12 protein-coding genes are annotated in these 17,200 nt (G+C 29.8%); 10 read left to right on the top strand and 2 right to left on the bottom strand.

Annotated features, from left to right (window positions below; translation table 11 throughout):
* Nucleotides 1–40: 40 nt before the first annotated feature.
* Nucleotides 41–913: an AraC family transcriptional regulator gene (locus BTO07_RS15815; RefSeq protein WP_157663362.1), complete on the bottom strand. Its 873-nt coding sequence runs from the start codon at nt 911–913 to the stop codon at nt 41–43.
* Nucleotides 914–1,059: 146 nt separating this feature from the next.
* Between BTO07_RS15815 and BTO07_RS15810 the strand changes: the two genes are divergently transcribed.
* From BTO07_RS15810 to BTO07_RS15780, 7 genes are all read left to right on the top strand, one after another.
* Nucleotides 1,060–2,067 carry a zinc-binding alcohol dehydrogenase family protein gene (locus tag BTO07_RS15810; protein WP_087522148.1) on the top strand — a complete coding sequence of 336 codons (1,008 nt, stop codon included), beginning with the start codon at nt 1,060–1,062 and terminating at the stop codon, nt 2,065–2,067.
* Nucleotides 2,068–2,078: 11 nt separating this feature from the next.
* Complete coding sequence (locus BTO07_RS15805) at nt 2,079–3,731, top strand: UxaA family hydrolase (protein WP_087522147.1); 1,653 nt, start codon at nt 2,079–2,081, stop codon at nt 3,729–3,731.
* A gap of 10 nt (nt 3,732–3,741) precedes the next feature.
* Nucleotides 3,742–5,178, top strand: a complete 1,437-nt coding sequence (locus BTO07_RS15800; RefSeq protein ID WP_087522146.1) for a tagaturonate reductase — start codon at nt 3,742–3,744, stop codon at nt 5,176–5,178.
* Between the two features lie 11 nt (nt 5,179–5,189).
* The gene (locus BTO07_RS15795; RefSeq protein ID WP_087522145.1) at nt 5,190–6,020 is read left to right on the top strand and encodes an amidohydrolase family protein; all 831 of its coding nucleotides are present in this window, start codon (nt 5,190–5,192) and stop codon (nt 6,018–6,020) included.
* A gap of 8 nt (nt 6,021–6,028) precedes the next feature.
* On the top strand, nt 6,029–6,820 hold the full coding sequence (locus BTO07_RS15790) for an SDR family oxidoreductase (protein ID WP_087522144.1): 792 nt from the start codon (nt 6,029–6,031) through the stop codon (nt 6,818–6,820).
* A 92-nt stretch (nt 6,821–6,912) separates the two neighbouring features.
* A complete protein-coding gene (fucP, locus tag BTO07_RS15785; RefSeq protein ID WP_087522143.1) occupies nt 6,913–8,247 on the top strand; it encodes an L-fucose:H+ symporter permease in 1,335 nt (444 codons plus the stop codon).
* Nucleotides 8,248–8,333: 86 nt separating this feature from the next.
* A complete protein-coding gene (locus tag BTO07_RS15780; RefSeq protein WP_087522142.1) occupies nt 8,334–8,681 on the top strand; it encodes an L-rhamnose mutarotase in 348 nt (115 codons plus the stop codon).
* A 73-nt stretch (nt 8,682–8,754) separates the two neighbouring features.
* Here the strand turns inward: BTO07_RS15780 and BTO07_RS15775 are convergent, their stop codons facing one another.
* On the bottom strand, nt 8,755–13,023 hold the full coding sequence (locus tag BTO07_RS15775) for a hybrid sensor histidine kinase/response regulator transcription factor (protein WP_087522141.1): 4,269 nt from the start codon (nt 13,021–13,023) through the stop codon (nt 8,755–8,757).
* A 600-nt stretch (nt 13,024–13,623) separates the two neighbouring features.
* Between BTO07_RS15775 and BTO07_RS15765 the strand changes: the two genes are divergently transcribed.
* From BTO07_RS15765 to xylA, 3 genes are all read left to right on the top strand, one after another.
* Nucleotides 13,624–13,839 (top strand): hypothetical protein, encoded by a 216-nt coding sequence (locus BTO07_RS15765; protein WP_087522139.1) that lies wholly within the window; start codon nt 13,624–13,626, stop codon nt 13,837–13,839.
* A 541-nt stretch (nt 13,840–14,380) separates the two neighbouring features.
* Nucleotides 14,381–15,865: a xylulokinase gene (locus BTO07_RS15760; protein WP_087522138.1), complete on the top strand. Its 1,485-nt coding sequence runs from the start codon at nt 14,381–14,383 to the stop codon at nt 15,863–15,865.
* Nucleotides 15,866–15,873: 8 nt separating this feature from the next.
* On the top strand, nt 15,874–17,199 hold the full coding sequence (gene xylA / locus BTO07_RS15755; protein WP_087522137.1) for a xylose isomerase: 1,326 nt from the start codon (nt 15,874–15,876) through the stop codon (nt 17,197–17,199).
* Nucleotide 17,200 lies beyond the last annotated feature (1 nt).

The following is a 17,200-nucleotide window of genomic DNA, read 5'->3' as shown; positions in this document are numbered from 1 at the left end:
TGTTTTTTTTTTTAAAAACAGAATCATCTTCATTTAAACATTACACATTAAAACCCTTATAATGCTTCGTGTAAACTTTAGGTGACATTAACATTAAAGCCTTAAATCTTCTGTTAAAATTAGATATATTATTAAACCCAGATTCATAACATACTTTAGAAATATTCTTATCCTTTTCCATTAAAAGTTTACAAGCGTACCCAATTCTAACTTCATTTAAATATTCTGAAAATGATTTACCGTTTACTTTTTTAAAAAGTCTACTAAAAGACGATGGATTCATGCAAGCAATTTTTGCAACATCAATAAGTGACATTTGAGTTTTAAAATTATTAAAGATATACTCGTAAGCTTTGTCTAAATTTCGATGACTCTCTTTGTTAAATGAATTTATAAACCCTTTACTAGCTAATAGTTCATATGTATCACAGTAAGCAAGGTCTTTTAAAATACCAATCATTCCTATAATTTTTTCTACTCCATTTAGTGTAGAAATAATTTTAATTTTACGAACTAATTCAGCACTGATATTCAAAAATTTTATACCATATTTAGATTTATCTAACATATCTGAAATTACTTTCATTTCATTAATCTTAAAAAAACTTTCTCCAAGACAATCCTCTCTAAAATGTATGGCAATTGCTTCAGCTTTTAAATTAGATGATTCTTCAAAATACTCATCATCATTTAACCATAAATGAGGTAAATCTTTTCCTATAAGTACTAAATCGCCTTCATCAAATTTTAGAATACTATCTCCTACAAACCTGGTTCCCTTACCTTTTATAGATAACACCAACTCTAGTTCTCTGTGATGGTGCCAAATTTTTAAAAAATAAGGATAATCATGATGTGTTATTGTAAACGTATTGTTTTTTAAATCACTTCTGTCTATAAAATGAAGTTTCATTATTTCTATTTTTTTGAACTTATAATACAATAATAGTGAAAATATTTTTTTTAATGCAATTAAAGTATCAGTAAATGTATTATATATGGTAGACTTCATCTATTAATAAATCTAATTTTGTATCTTAAATCATTCATTATTATCCTATGAAATACGTTGTATGTCAAAAACCGGGAGAGTTCTTAATTAAAGAAAAAGAAGCTCCAATAAGAAAAGAAAATGAAGCTTTATTAAAAATTAATAAAGTAGGAATTTGTGGAACAGATTTACATGCTTATGCAGGTAATCAAGCTTTTTTCACATACCCAAGAATTTTAGGGCATGAACTTGCTTCTGAAGTTTTAGAAATTGGAGAAAACGAAAAAGGAATTAAAGCTGGAGATAAAGTTGTAGTTATGCCATACATTAGTTGTGGTAAGTGTATCGCTTGTAGAAACGGAAAAACAAATTGTTGTACAAATATTTCTGTACTTGGTGTTCATGGAGATGGAGGAATGCAAGAGCAAATTACAGTTCCTACAAATATTTTATTACCTGCAAATAATCTTTCTAATGATGAAATGGCAATCGTAGAGCCTTTAGCAATTGGAGCACATGCAGTTAGAAGAGCAAATATTAAAAAAGATGAATTTGTTGTAGTTGTTGGTTGTGGACCAATTGGAATTGGAATTATGAAATTAGCTCAGATTGAAGGTGCTAAAGTAATCGCAATTGATATGGTTGAAGACAGATTAAAATATGCCAAGGAAAAAATTGGTGTCGATTATATTGTAAAAGCTGGTGACAATGCTGTTAAAGAAATAGAAAAAATTACTAATGGTGATTTATGTACAGCTGTTTTTGATGCATCAGGAAATAAATATGCTTTAGAGTCTTGTCCTGATTATATGGCACATGGAGGTAGATTTGTATTAGTGGGTCTTTCTAAAGGAGAGTTAACGTATACACATCCAAAAATTCACGCAAAAGAAATGACTTTAATGTGTAGTAGAAATGCAACAACTGAAGATTTTGAACACGTAATTAGTGTTTTAGGTCAGTTTCCTACAGAATCTTTTATAACACATAATGTACCTTTTACAGAAATGATTGAAAACTTCGATAGTTGGTTAGATCCAAAAAACGGAGTAATTAAAGCAACTGTAACCTTTTAATAAAAATTAAAATGTCTAAAAATTACGTTCAAATAGATCCAAAAGACAATCTTATTGTTGCCATTACTAATTTAGCAAAAGGAACTAAAATTGCTGTTGCTGGAAAAGAGATTATATTAAAAGAAGATATTAAAGGAAAACACAAATTTGCTTTAAATGATTTTAATGTTGGCGACGAAATATTTATGTACGGTGTTTTAATTGGTAAAGCAGTTCTTCCGATAAAAGATGGAGAAGCAATTACTACAGAGAACATTAAACATGCTTCTGCTGATTTTAATGATTCTAATGAAGAATATACTTGGTCTTCTCCAGATATTTCTAATTTTGAAGGTAGAACTTTTAATGGCTACCATCGTGAAGATGGTAAAGTAGGAACAGGAAATTATTGGTTAGTTATACCTTTAACTTTTTGCGAAAACAGAAATATTGATGTTTTAGAAGGTGCTTTAGCAGAAAAACTAGGTTACGAAACTAAAAAAGATTTTGCTGTAGATACTGATGCTTTAATTGCTCAATATAAAGCAGGAGCTTCTACTGAAGATATTTACAACACACCAATTATTGCTACAAAAGAAGAATTATCTAAAAACAGATTGTTCCCAAATGTAGATGGAATTAAGTTTCTAAAACACGATGGTGGTTGTGGAGGAATTCGTCAAGATTCTGAAGTTTTATGTAGCCTTTTAGCAGGTTATATTGCAAATCCTAATGTTGCTGGAGCTACTATTTTTAGTTTGGGATGTCAGAATGCTCAGATAGAAATGCTAGAAAAGGCACTAAAGTTAGTAGATCCAAATTCAACAAAACCGGTTCATTATTTAGAGCAACAAAAAAGTGCAAGCGAGCGTCAATTAATTGAAGAAGCGGTAAAACATACTTTTGTTGGTTTAATTGAAGCGAATAAAATAGAACGTAAACCAGCACCTTTAAGCAAGCTTGTTCTTGGTTTAGAATGTGGTGGTTCTGATGGATTTTCAGGAATTTCTGCAAATCCTGCTTTAGGATATGCATCAGATTTATTAGTTGCTTTAGGAGGTTCTCCTGTTTTGGCAGAATTCCCAGAATTAAATGGTGTTGAACAAAACATTATCAATAGATGTGTAAATGAAGAAGATGCTTCAAAATTCTCTTCATTAATGCGTTCTTATTCTGCAGCAGCAATAGCTGTTGGTTCTGGTTTTGAAGCAAATCCATCACCAGGAAATATAAAAGATGGTTTAATTACAGACGCAATGAAATCTGCAGGTGCAGCTAAAAAAGGTGGAACTTCTCCAGTTGTTGAGGTTTTAGATTATGCAGAACAAATTACAAAACCAGGTTTAAATCTATTATGTACTCCAGGAAATGATGTAGAAAGTACTACTGGTTTAGCAGGTTCTGGTTGTAATGTGGTTGTATTTACAACAGGTTTAGGAACTCCAACAGGAAATCCAATAATTCCGGTTTTAAAAATGTCTAGTAACACTAATTTGTTCGAAAGAATGAATGATATTATTGATATCAATGCTGGTACAGTAATTACAGGTGAAGACACTATACAAACAATGGGAGAAAAAATATTAGAACATATTATTAGCGTTGCAAGTGGAGAAACACCTGCAAAAGCAGTAGTAAAAGGACACAACGATTTTATTCCTTGGAAAAGAGGAATATCATTATAAAAATTACAAAATGAAATCATTAAATAGAACAACAGTAAAAGCAAACACGTATACTGAAAGAATTTTACAATTTGGAGAAGGAAACTTTTTAAGAGCCTTCGCAAACTGGATGATTCACGAAATGAATAAAAAAGCAGATTTTGATGCTGGTGTTGTAGTTGTACAACCTATAGATCAGGGTTTAATTAAAATGTTAAACGATCAAGATGGTTTATACACTTTATACTTAAACGGAATTAAAAACGGCGAAGTTTTAAGTGAAAAGGAAGTTATCGATTGTATTCAGAGAGGAATTAATCCTTACTCTAATTATGCAGATTATTTAGCAAATGCTGAAAATCCAGATTTACGTTTTGTTATCTCTAACACTACTGAAGCTGGTATTTCTTATAATGCTGATGATAAATTAGATGATGCTCCACAAAGTAGTTTTCCAGGGAAATTAACAGCTTTATTATACAAACGTTTCCAAGTTTTTGGAGGTGCTTCAGACAAAGGTTTAATTGTTATTCCTTGTGAATTAATTGATAGAAATGGAGATAATTTAAAGAAAATAATACTTCAATATGCAGCAGATTGGAATTTAGGAGCTGAGTTTGTTGAGTGGATTAATGAAGACAATATTTTCTGTAATACTTTAGTTGATAGAATTGTACCTGGTTATCCAAGAGATAAAATGGATGCAATTACTGAAGAATTAGGTTATAAAGATAATTTAGTTGTAGAAGGAGAACAATTCCATTTATGGGTAATTGAAGGTCCTGCTTCTGTAAAAGAAGAATTTCCTTCTGAAGCTTGTGGATTAAATGTTGTTTTTACGGACAATATGGAACCTTATAGAACACGTAAAGTGCGTATTTTAAATGGTGCTCACACAACGTTAGTTCCTGTTGGTTATTTATACGGAATTGATAGAGTTCGTGAATCTCTAGAAGATGATGTTGTAGGTACCTTTTTGAAAAATGCATTATTTAATGATATTTCTCCTACTTTAAATTTACCAGAAGAAGAATTAAGTCAGTTTTCTGCAGACGTTTTAGACCGTTTCAGAAATCCATATTTAGAGCACGAATTAATGAGTATTTCATTAAATTCAGTTTCTAAATACAAAACAAGAGTTTTACCATCAGTATTAGAGTATGTAAAACGTAAAAATGAACTGCCAAAGAATTTATTATTCTCATTAGCTTCTTTAATTGCTTTTTATAAAGGTGATAGAAACGGAACGCCAATAACTGTAAAAGATGATGCTGGTGTTTTAGATTTCTTTAAAAGTGCTTGGAGTAGTAATAACTTTGTTGAAGTTGCAGAAAAAACATTATCAAATTCTGATTTCTGGGGAACAGATTTAACAGAAATAGATGGTCTTCAAGAAGAAGTTACTGCGCATTTAGGTGCAATTGTAAATGACGGAATGAAAGCAACTTTAGATGCATTTGTAAAATAATTTTTTGAAATATGGTTATTGATTCACATCAGCATTTTTGGAAATACGAACCCGTAAAACACGAATGGATTGACGATGAAATGTCGGTAATCCGTAGAGATTTTATGCCTTCGGATTTACAAAAATTATATGCGGAAAATGGAATTGATGGTTGTGTTGCTGTACAAGCAGATCAAACATTAGAAGAAACAGATTTTCTATTAGATTTAGCCGATAAAAACGATTTTATAAAAGGAGTTGTTGGTTGGGTAGATTTACGAGCAGAAAATATTGAAGAAGTATTAGAAAAGTACAGTAAACATTCAAAACTGAAAGGTTTTAGACACGTTGTACAAGGTGAAGCAGATCATAACTTTTTATTAAGACCCAATTTCTTAAGAGGAATTGCAGCTTTAGAAAAGCATGGTTTTACCTATGATATTTTAGTATTTCCACATCAATTAGGTGCTGTTTTAGAATTGGTAAAAAGATTTCCAAAACAAAAATTTGTAATCGATCATATTGCAAAACCATATATTAAAGATGGTTTTTATGATGGTTGGGCAGCAATAATGTTTGAAATTGGTAAATGCAAAAATGTCTATTGCAAATTATCAGGAATGGTTACAGAAGCAGATTACAAAACTTGGACTCCTGAACAAATTGCACCATATATGAAATTAGTGTTAGTAGCTTTTGGATGGCAAAAAGTAATGTTTGGTTCTGATTGGCCAGTATGTTTAGTCGCCGGAAATTATAAAGAAATTAAAGAATTAGTAACAGATTTTATAGCAAAACATCCTTCTAAAGAACAGGTTTCTATTATGGGTGAAAACGCTAGAATATTCTATAATATAAAATAACAAACACTATGGATTTAGGTTTAAAAGATAAAGTAGTTTTAATAAGTGGCGCTGCTGGAATTAAAGGTAGTATTGGAGAAACAATTCTACAAAAATTAGCAGATGAAGGAGCAATTCCCGCTATAATTGATAGAAATGCAAGAGGTTTTGAATATGTAGAAGAATTACAAAAAAGAGGAATTGATGCCATTTTTTGTCAGACTGATGTTACAGACCCAAAACAAATAGAAACTGCAATTGAAACTGTATCAAAAAAATATGGAAGAATTGATGCTGTAATTAACAACGTTGGTGTTAATGATGGCGTTGGCTTAGATGCTTCTTATGAAGAATTTATGGATTCTCTAAAGTTAAATATGGTGAGCTACTTTTTAGTAGTAAAACACGCTTTACCTTTTTTAATTAAATCTAAAGGAAACATTTTAAACATTGGTTCTAAAGTTGGTTTAACTGGTCAAGGTGGTACTTCTGGATATGCTGCATCTAAAGGTGGAGTTTTAGGTTTAACAAGAGAATGGGCTGTAGATTTAATAAAACACGGAATCCGTTCTAACGCAATTATTATTGCAGAAAGCTGGACGCCAGCTTATGACGCTTGGATTAAGACTTTAGAGAATGGTGAAGAAAAACTAAAATCTATTGTAAAGAAAATTCCTTTAGAAAACAGAATGACAACTCCAGAGGAAATTGCTGATCAATGTTTATTTACAATTTCTAAAAAATCATCACATACAACAGGTCAATTTATTGCTGTTGATGGTGGTTATGTTAATTTAGACAGATCTTTATTAACTGAATAAAACACATATGTTCTATATAAATGCACAAATCATTCGAGAGAATGGTTTGTGTTTTTTTATTTTTACTTAACTAATTAACTTACATTTTAAAAATGAATAAACTTTCTAAAATCCCAGTAGTAAGAAAAGAATTACTTTTTCCTTTTATTATTATTACATCTTTATTTGCCCTTTGGGGAATAGCAAATGACCTTACAAACCCAATGGTTTCTGCATTTAAAAAAGTAATGCCAGAACTATCAAACGTGCAAGCATCTTTAGTGCAATTTGCGTTTTACTTTGGTTATTTCTTTATGGCATTACCAGCAGCATTATTTATTAGAAAATACAGTTATAAATCAGGAATTATTTTAGGATTAAGTTTGTATGCAGTTGGTGCATTCATGTTTTATCCAGCAGCAATTTTTGAAGAATTTAATTTCTTTTTAATCTCATTATGGGTAATTACTTGTGGATTAGCTTTCTTAGAAACAACCTCAAATCCTTTAATTTTATCTTTAGGTGATAAAGAAACTGCTACTCAACGTTTAAATTTAGCACAAGCTTTTAATCCTATTGGGTCCTTATTAGGGATGATTGTAGCTCAACAATTTGTAATATCTGCTTTACGTTCTGACGATAAAGATGCTAGTGGAGCTTTAGTTTATGATACGTTATCTGAAACTGCAAAATCTGCCGTAAGAGAAAACGATCTTAGCATTATTAGTATTCCATATATTGCTTTAGGTGTATTGGTTTTAGTAATAATGAGCATTATTTTTTTTACTAAAATGCCTAAAACAGCTGAAGAAGATAAAATGTCTTTATCAGAATCTTTTAATAAACTTTTTGCAAACAAAAACTACAAACAAGGTGTTGTTGCACAAGCCTTTTATGTTGGTGCACAAATTATGTGTTGGACCTATATTTTTCAATATGTTGATAATTTAAATGAAGGCTTACCAGTAGATGAACAATTAACAGCAACTTGGTTTAATGTTGCAGCAATGATTATTTTCCTTTCAGGAAGATGGATTGGTACAGGTTTAATGAAAACGATAAATCCTTCTAGAATTTTAATGTTATTCGGTATTGGAGGCGTTATTTTCTGTGCAGGAGCAATTTTAATTCACGGAACTTTAGGTTTATATTCTTTAGTAGCTGTTTCTTTATTTATGTCTATAATGTTTCCAACAATTTACGGTATTGCATTAAAGAATATGGGTGATGAAGCAAAAATTGGTTCTGCAGGATTAGTTATGGCTATTGTTGGAGGAGCATTGTTACCTATATTACAAGGTTGGATTTTAGACTGGGGTGGTTCTGGTTTTGCTGATATGAAAATATTAGGATTTATACCAGAAGTTAACTTCTCATTCATTTTACCTCTTATCTGTTTAGCTGTTGTTGCTAGATATGGTTACGCAACTTGGAAAACGAGTAAATAACATTTATAATACAAGACACAAAAGAGCTGATTTTTTCAGCTCTTTTTCTATTTTAGGAATAAAAAAATAACTTAAAAATATAAAATATGAGCACAACAAGATTTTGCTATTCTTGCGATTTAAAAGATGACTCTAAATTAATTGCAGAATATAAAAAATATCACGCTGCGGGTAATGCGTGGCCAGAAATAACACAAAGTATATCTGGTGCAGGAATTACAGATATGGAAATCTATTTAACAGGAAATAGAATGTTTATGATTATGGAAGTTGATGAAACATTTGATCCTGCTAAAAAGGCAGAAATGGACACTAACAATCCTAAAGTACAAGAATGGGAAAATCTTATGTGGGATTACCAACAAGAATTACCTTGGGCAAAAGATGGCGAAAAATGGATTGCCTTAGAGCAAGTTTTTAAATTAGGAAAATAGAAAACTCTAACCTAAATAAAACTAAAAAGACCTTTCAAATTTAAAATTTGAAAGGTCTTTTTATATAAAAAAATTATTTATCTGCATCAAAAGAATCATCTAATGTAACGTCTTTTAAAACTCGGTTATTTACATTCTGTCTTACATATTCACTTGGTATTACACCAAACTGCTTTTTAAAACATTTAGCAAAATAAGAAGCTGTATTAAAACCAGTCATGTACATAATCTCTTTTACTGAATAATCGCTTTTTTCAAAGAGTTGTACTGCTCGTTTTAATCGAATATTTCTAATAAATGCACTAGATGAAAGACCTGTAATTTCTTTAAATTTAAGATATAGATTACTTCTACTTAAGCCCATTTCCTTCACTAACATTTCTACACTAAAGTCAGTATTCATCATATGTTTCTCAACAATCTCTATAGCTTGTTGTAAAAATTTCTCATCTAAAGTAGTAACAGTTACATCTTTCGGTTTAAAAGAGATGTCTTTATTAAAACGTTTTCTTAATTTATCCCTATACTTAATTATGTTTTTAAGCTTTACTTCTAAAAGTTCTATATCAAAAGGTTTTCTAATATAGTCATCTGCCCCAGTTTTCAGTCCTTGAATTTCGCTCTCTTGAGAGAGTTTTGCTGTTAACATTATAACAGGAATATGACTAGTTTCTTTTTGGGATTTTACAGCATTACAGAATTCAATACCATCCATTTCTGGCATTAAAACATCTGTAAGTATAATATTAGGTACTATTTCATTCGCTTTATCTAAACCTACTTTACCATTTTCAGCTTCATAAATAATATAATCTGCACTTAAAGCTTGTTTTAAAAACTTTCTAATATCTTCATTATCATCAACAACTAGTAAAACTGGTTTTTCAGATCTTTCTTTATCTATATCTAAATCTACAATTTCATCGTTAATACTTATAGCTATAGAGTCTGTCTCAGAAGTTCTTACTAAGAAATCTGTATCATTACTACTTTTACATGTTAACTCTGGGATGTTTTCATAAGCATCTTTTTCTAATGGGAGTTTTACAATAAAAGTAGCTCCCTTATTTAACTCGCTCACTACATCTACACTACCTTGATGTAACTTTACTATTTGTTGCACAAAAGACAATCCAATTCCGATGCCTTTAGGGTTGCTTTTTTGCTTACTTTTATCAATATAGAAACGATCAAAAATATTTGGAAGTTGTTCTTTATCTATACCCAAACCATTATCTTTTACTTTTATAACAACAACGTGTTTACCTCCTATTACTTCTTCAACATCTATATCTACATTAACTTTCCCTTTTTCATTTGTAAATTTAAATGCATTTGATAAAAGATTATTCATTATTTTTTCGATTGCATCATGATCAAACCATGATACTATTTTTTCTTTAGGAAAAGTAACATTAAACTCGCACTGGTTTTTACTTGCTAAAAACTGAAAAGGTTCACATAGTTCTTGTATAAAACAGACTATATTACTTTTTCTCATTACTAATCTCATTTTACCTTGATTCACTTTTCTAAAATCAAGCAGTTGGCTCACCAGTCTTAATAAAGAATCACTATTTTTTTCCATTAAACCATATTGCTCTTGAATTTGATTTTGATTTAGTTTTTCTCCATTTTTTTGTAAGTATTTTAAAGGGCCTTTAATTAGCGTTAAAGGTGTTCTTAACTCATGAGAAATATTGGTAAAAAACTCGAATTTAATTTTCTGAAGTTCATCATTTTTTTCTGTTTCTAAATGGTCGATTTCTAATTGATGCTTCTCTCTAGTACCAATAATAGTAAACCTTCTAAACAAAAACAACAGGCCAACAACCATTAATAAATAAATAAAATACGCAAAATTAGTAAGCCAAAACGGAGGTGTTATTTCAATATTTAATATTGAAGGAGTAGTGTCCCAAACACCATCATTATTAGATGCTTTTACCATTAATGTATAATTATTTGGTGGTAAATTGGTGTAAGTTGCAAAACGTTTTTTTGATGATGTATAAATCCACTCATTATCAAAACCGTTTAATTTATAAGCGTACTTATTTTTTTCTGGAGAAGCAAAATGAAGTGATGAAAACTCAAATGAGAAACTATTTTCTATATATTTTAATTTAATATTCTTTGTGGTAGATAAGGAGTTTTCTAGAAGAACTCTACCGTTCACTTTTTCACCAATAGATACATCTTCATTAGAAATAGACAATTTTGTTATTACAGTTTCTGCTTCATAAGGATTATCATGAATTTCTTCTGGATAAAAAGAATTTATACCATTAATTCCACCAAAAAGCAACTTTCCGCTTTTACATTTTAACCTTGCTAATTCCTGAAATTCATTACTTTGTAAACCATCATTAACATCGAAATTTTTAACTGTTTTATTAACTGGGTTAAACTTTGAAAGTCCTTTATTGGTAGAAAGCCAAAGGTTGTTTTTATCGTCTTCTAAAATACCTTTAATAACATTATTTGGCAGACCATCTTCAATTTTATAAGAGATAAAAGTATCTGAAGATCCATCTTCAGAAGACACTAACTTATTTAAACCACCTCCAAGTGTTCCAATCCAAATGTCTCCATTTGAGCTTTGAAATAATTCTAAAATATAGTTATGACTTATACTTTTAGGGTTTGATGGTATGTTTTTATAAATTTTAAATTTCGGATGCTTTTTTGTTTTTTCATCTTTATCTAATCTACACAAACCATTACCTGTAGCAAACCAAATATTACCTTCTGTATCTTCTATAATATTTCTAATAATATCACTTGAAATACTAGTAGAGTCAAGTTTGTTATTCGCTAAAATATCCTTTTTATATGTTTTTGTTTTCGTGTCATAAAGCCTTCTATTAACTCCTGCGCTATAAGTACCAACCCATAAATTTTTATCTGTATCTTCTTTTAAAGCGAAAACGCTACCTGTTATACCATCAAAACTTTCAATACTAACTTTATTTATATCATTTGGGTTTGTAATATCTAACTCATACAAACCAGGTGAATCTTCTGCACCAATTAATAATATTTTTTTTCCTTCTCGTTTAATTTCTATTGTTACAAAAGGTTTTCTAATTCTTGGGTACTTAACGAATCCTTTGTACAAACCATCTATATCTCCTTTAGGCAACATATTTAGACCTCCACCTTCTGTACCAACCCAAAGAGCACCATTTGAATCTTCATATAAAGATCTTATTTTATCATAACTTAAACTTGACGGTTCTAATGTTTTTTTTATATGTTCAAATTGTTTTCTTTCTAAGTCAAATTTATTAATTCCACCTCCATTTGTACCTACCCAAATAACACCTGTTTTATCTTTTAAAAGAGACTTTACAATATTCTTACTTAGACTTGAAGGATTATTAGGATTGTATTTAAACTTATTTACAAGTTTTGGTAATTCATTTTTATTTGAATTATCAAATTGATAAAGTCCTGAATTACTACCTGTCCAAATTGTATTTTTTTCTATCAGGATATTATTCGTAAACCCCAAACTATATACTAGTTCAACCTTAACTTTAGATATTCTATCAAGAAGGTAAAATCCGTTTGTAGATCCAATTAATAAACGACCAAAAGCATCTTCATTTATACTTCTAACTGCTAAATTTGGCAATCCAATCATTTTATTAACAAGCTTAAAATAAGAATCTCCATTAGAATCTCTTACTAGTTTAAACAACCCATGAAAACCTCCAACCCAAATATCTCCTTTAGAATCTTCAAATACTGAGTATATAATATTATCTCCAAATTTAGAAATGAAAAGATTACTATCTAAATTGAAATGCTTAAACTTAATATTTTCTAATGGAACATTTAAATCTACGAAGTCTAAACCATCAACAGTACCAACCCAAAGTCTATTCTTTGAATCTATTATTATTGAACTTATATGATCATTAATTAAACTATTTTTATTCTTTTTATCGTGAGTAAAGTGTGTAAACTTCTCTGTAGTCTTATCAAAATAATTTAAACCTTTACCTGTAGTACCCACCCAAAGATTTCCTTTTTTATCTCCTGTAAGTGCAAAAATTAAATTGCTATTTATACTATTTAAATTATTAGCATCTGGTGTAAACACTTTAAAACTATAACCATCATATTTATTTAAACCTTCATGAGTTGCAAACCACATAAAGCCTTGTTCATCTTGATACATACTATTTATATCACTTTGAGATAAACCATCTTCTGTTGTAATGTGTTGAAAATGAATACTATTTTGCCCTAAAAGGTGAGTTACACTACCAACAAATAAGAAAACTAAAAAAACGTATTGAAACAACGATTTTAAAAGAAACGAGCTACTCATATTTTCTGAAATAATTTTTTCAAATATACCAATTTTTAAACTAGGTTTTAACCTATAATTAGAACTTAGACATTAAAATTAATGAATCAAATTATATTTTAAGTTCTATTATAATAACCATATATAACTTTAACTACCTGAATGAGATTTTACTTTTATCCTAAAAAAAAGAAAAATTCAACACCAATTAATATATCAACAACAGCTATTTTCTTTCTATCATTAGCTATTTCATTTTAAATTAACGCACAACAAACTCCTTTTAATACTAGTCATTTGATGCCAAGTACTATTGATGCTGAAAATTTAATAATAGGGGTCAAAATTTTGCTTTTCCTTGACAAGGAAAACACACAAGTAAGTGTAATTAATAGCTACATAACTTCAACTGATTCTAGTGTAGAAATAGAATCTAAGACAGATAAATCGAATGGTCATATTATTTTTATAATACTGGAAATGCACATCTTTTCGAAATTGCAAATAAAAAAGGTCTATTTACAACTGTAAGTGCTACTGTTAAAGACAACACAATCGGAGTTTCCTCAACTAGAGTAAACAACAGTAAGGTATGCTTGAAAAAACTGGGTTAAGAAACCGATGTTATACAATAAAAATAATTTACCTCCGTCACCTTTTACCACCTATAATACAGTTGTTTTTTCTAATGATTGTATCATAAATAATCAGAATAAATATATTGATATTGGTTTAAACGGAAGTTCAATTTCTATTGCTAATTTTAATATAAAACTGTCCACTGTTAATGTTGCAATTTTTAAAATTATTGATAAATCTGATTCTGAAATTCCTTAAGACAACATTTCTGAAACAAACAGAGTACAATCAATTATGAATAATTGTACAAGATATTAAGCTATATCAAATTACATACAATTCAACAACATTAATTCTTAATAAGAATGAGAAAAAGGTTATAATTTTTACCCAAACCCTGTTAAAGATACTTTACATTTAAAAGGGATAAATTCTAATTCTTCAATTAAAATTATATCTTCTCTATGTAAAATTTCACGTAGTTAAAAGTATAAAAATAGTAATAATTTAAAAATAGATTTCATAATTTTCTCTAACGGTAAATACTTTATAGTTATCTACAACAAAAAAGTATCCAAAACAATCAAATAGCACATAAACCAATAATTAACAGAAAGTTAACTTCAATAAATATTTATAAAAAGGTTTATCTAATAACATTTGTTATATATTTCACACCATCTGTAGTGTTAATTCCATTTCAAATAAAATACTTTTATCATTCATAAAAGAAACACAAAAAAAAAGTGTAACAGCTACATTTTCTTTTTTGATTGTTACAATTTAAAATAGATAAGCATTGTATTATATAGGATATGATTTAGGAAGTTCTTCCGTAAAAGTAGCTTTAGTTGAAGCAAAAACAGGCAAAAGTATTTTAAGTCTTCATGAACCAAAAAACGAAATGGAAATTGCTTCCTTACAATCGGATTGGGCAGAACAAGACCCAAACAATTGGTGGCAATATATTTGTACTGCAACAAAAAGAATAATTAAAGAAGCTCAAATTGATGCCTCAAAAATTACTGGAATTGGTATATCTTACCAAATGCATGGTTTAGTTGTTGTTGATAAAAATGGAGAACCTTTAAGAAACTCAATTATTTGGTGTGATAGTAGGGCTATAAAAATTGGTGACAAGGCATTTTCTGATTTAGGAGAGGATAAATGTGTTGCTAACTTACTAAATTCTCCAGGTAACTTTACAGCATCGAAATTAAAGTGGGTAAAAGAGAATGAACCTTTAGTGTATGAGAAAATTCATAAATACATGCTTCCTGGAGATTTCATAGCTTACAAACTTACTGATGAGATAAATACTACTAAGAATGGTTTATCTGAAGGTATCCTTTGGGATTATAAAGAAGATAAAGTAGCAGATTGGTTGTTAGATTATTACGGAATTGATAACTGTCTTACACCAAATATTGTAGAGAACTTTACAAATCAAGGAACTGTTACAGAAAAAGCATCAAAAGAGACTGGATTACCTTTAGGAATCCCTGTAATTTACAGAGCAGGAGACCAACCAAATAATGCACTTTCACTAAATATTTTTAATCCTGGTGAAGTTGCAGCTACTGGTGGAACTTCTGGTGTAATTTATGCCGTTACAGATTCTATAAAATCGAAAGAATCTTCTAGAATAAACAATTTTGCACACGTAAATTACTCTAATAATCAGAAAAATTTAGGAAAATTATTGTGTATAAATGGTGCCGGAATTATGTACAGATGGTTACGTAACAATTCTGAAAATGAATCTTACGAAACAATGAACAGAAAAGCATCTAAAATTGCTGTTGGCTCTAATGGTGTTGTTGTAATTCCTTTTGGAAATGGTGCAGAACGAATGTTAAACAGTAAAAACGTTGGCGTTCATTTTGCAAATTTAAATTTAAATCAACATAACAACTCACACTTATACAGAGCAGCTTTAGAAGGTATTGCATTCTCATTTGTTTATGGAATGGAAATTCTTAAAAATGATAACGCTAAAATTGATGTAATTAGGGCTGGAAACGATAATTTATTTCGTTCAGAAATATTTTCGAATACTGTTGCAACTTTAATTGGTCATGAAATAGAAATTTACAATACAACTGGTGCAATTGGTGCAGCAAGAGCAGTTGGTTTAAAAGATGGTGATTTTAAGAAATTTGGAGAAAGTATTACAAAAAATGATCACGTAATGACCTTTATGCCACTTAAAAACATTACTCCTTATGAACTAGCTTACAAGAAATGGAAACAAGAATTAGAAATTATATTAAAAAATAAATAACATACAAAATGGCAATTATAGGAAACAAAGAATACTTTAAAGGTATTGGAGAAATTAAGTTTGAAGGAAAGGAATCTGATAATCCTTTAGCATTTAAATATTACAATCCAGATCAAGTTGTGGCTGGTAAAACAATGCGTGAGCATTTTAAATTTGCAATAGCTTATTGGCATACATTCTGTGGTCAAGGAGGTGATCCTTTTGGACCTGGAACACAAAGTTTTGGATGGGATCAATCATCAGACCCAATTCAAGCAGCTAAAGATAAAGCAGATGCAGCTTTTGAATTTATCAGTAAAATGGGATTTGATTATTTCTGTTTTCACGATACAGATTTAATTGAAGAAGGAGCAACTTTTGCAGAACAAGAAAAAAGAGTAGCTGCAATTACTGAGTATTTACAAGAGAAGAAAAAAGGAAATAGTATTAAATTATTATGGGGTACTGCAAACTGTTTCTCTAATCCTCGTTATATGAATGGAGCTTCAACAAATCCAGATTTTGATGTTGTTGCAAGAGCCGGTGGACAAATAAAATTAGCTTTAGATGCAACTATTGCATTAGATGGTGAAAACTATGTTTTCTGGGGTGGACGTGAAGGTTATATGTCTTTACTAAACACCGATATGGGAAGAGAATTAGACCACATGGGGCAATTCTTAACAATGGCTAGAGATTATGCTCGTGCACAAGGATTTAAAGGTAACTTCTTTATTGAACCAAAACCAATGGAGCCAATGAAGCATCAATATGATTTTGATTCTGCTACAGCAATTGGTTTCTTACACAAATATGGTTTAGAGAACGATTTTAAAATGAATATTGAAGTAAATCACGCAACTTTAGCACAACATACTTTTCAACACGAAATTGAAACAGCTGCAAATGCAGGAATGTTAGGTAGTTTAGATGCAAACCGTGGAGATTATCAAAATGGTTGGGATACAGATCAATTTCCTAACAACATTCAAGAAACTACAGAAGCAATGTTAGTTTTCTTAAAAGCTGGTGGTTTACAAGGTGGTGGTGTTAATTTTGATGCAAAAATTAGAAGAAACTCAACAGATATGGATGATGTTTTTCATGCACATATTGGTGGAGCAGATACGTTTGCTAGAGCATTGTTAATTGCGGATAAAATTATTACTTCTTCTCCTTATGATAAATTAAGAACAGATCGTTATGCTTCTTTTGACTCAGGTAAAGGAAAAGATTTTGAAAACGGTAAATTATCTATGCAAGATCTTTACAAAATTGCTCAAGAAAACGGAGAGTTATCATTACAAAGTGGTAAACAAGAATTATTCGAAAACATTATCAATCAATATATATAAA

Origin of the sequence: Polaribacter sp. SA4-12 (assembly GCF_002163675.1) — a bacterium.
Taxonomy (GTDB): domain Bacteria; phylum Bacteroidota; class Bacteroidia; order Flavobacteriales; family Flavobacteriaceae; genus Polaribacter.
Note: the sequence above shows the minus strand (reverse complement) of the source record. Positions and strands in the feature narration are given on the sequence as shown.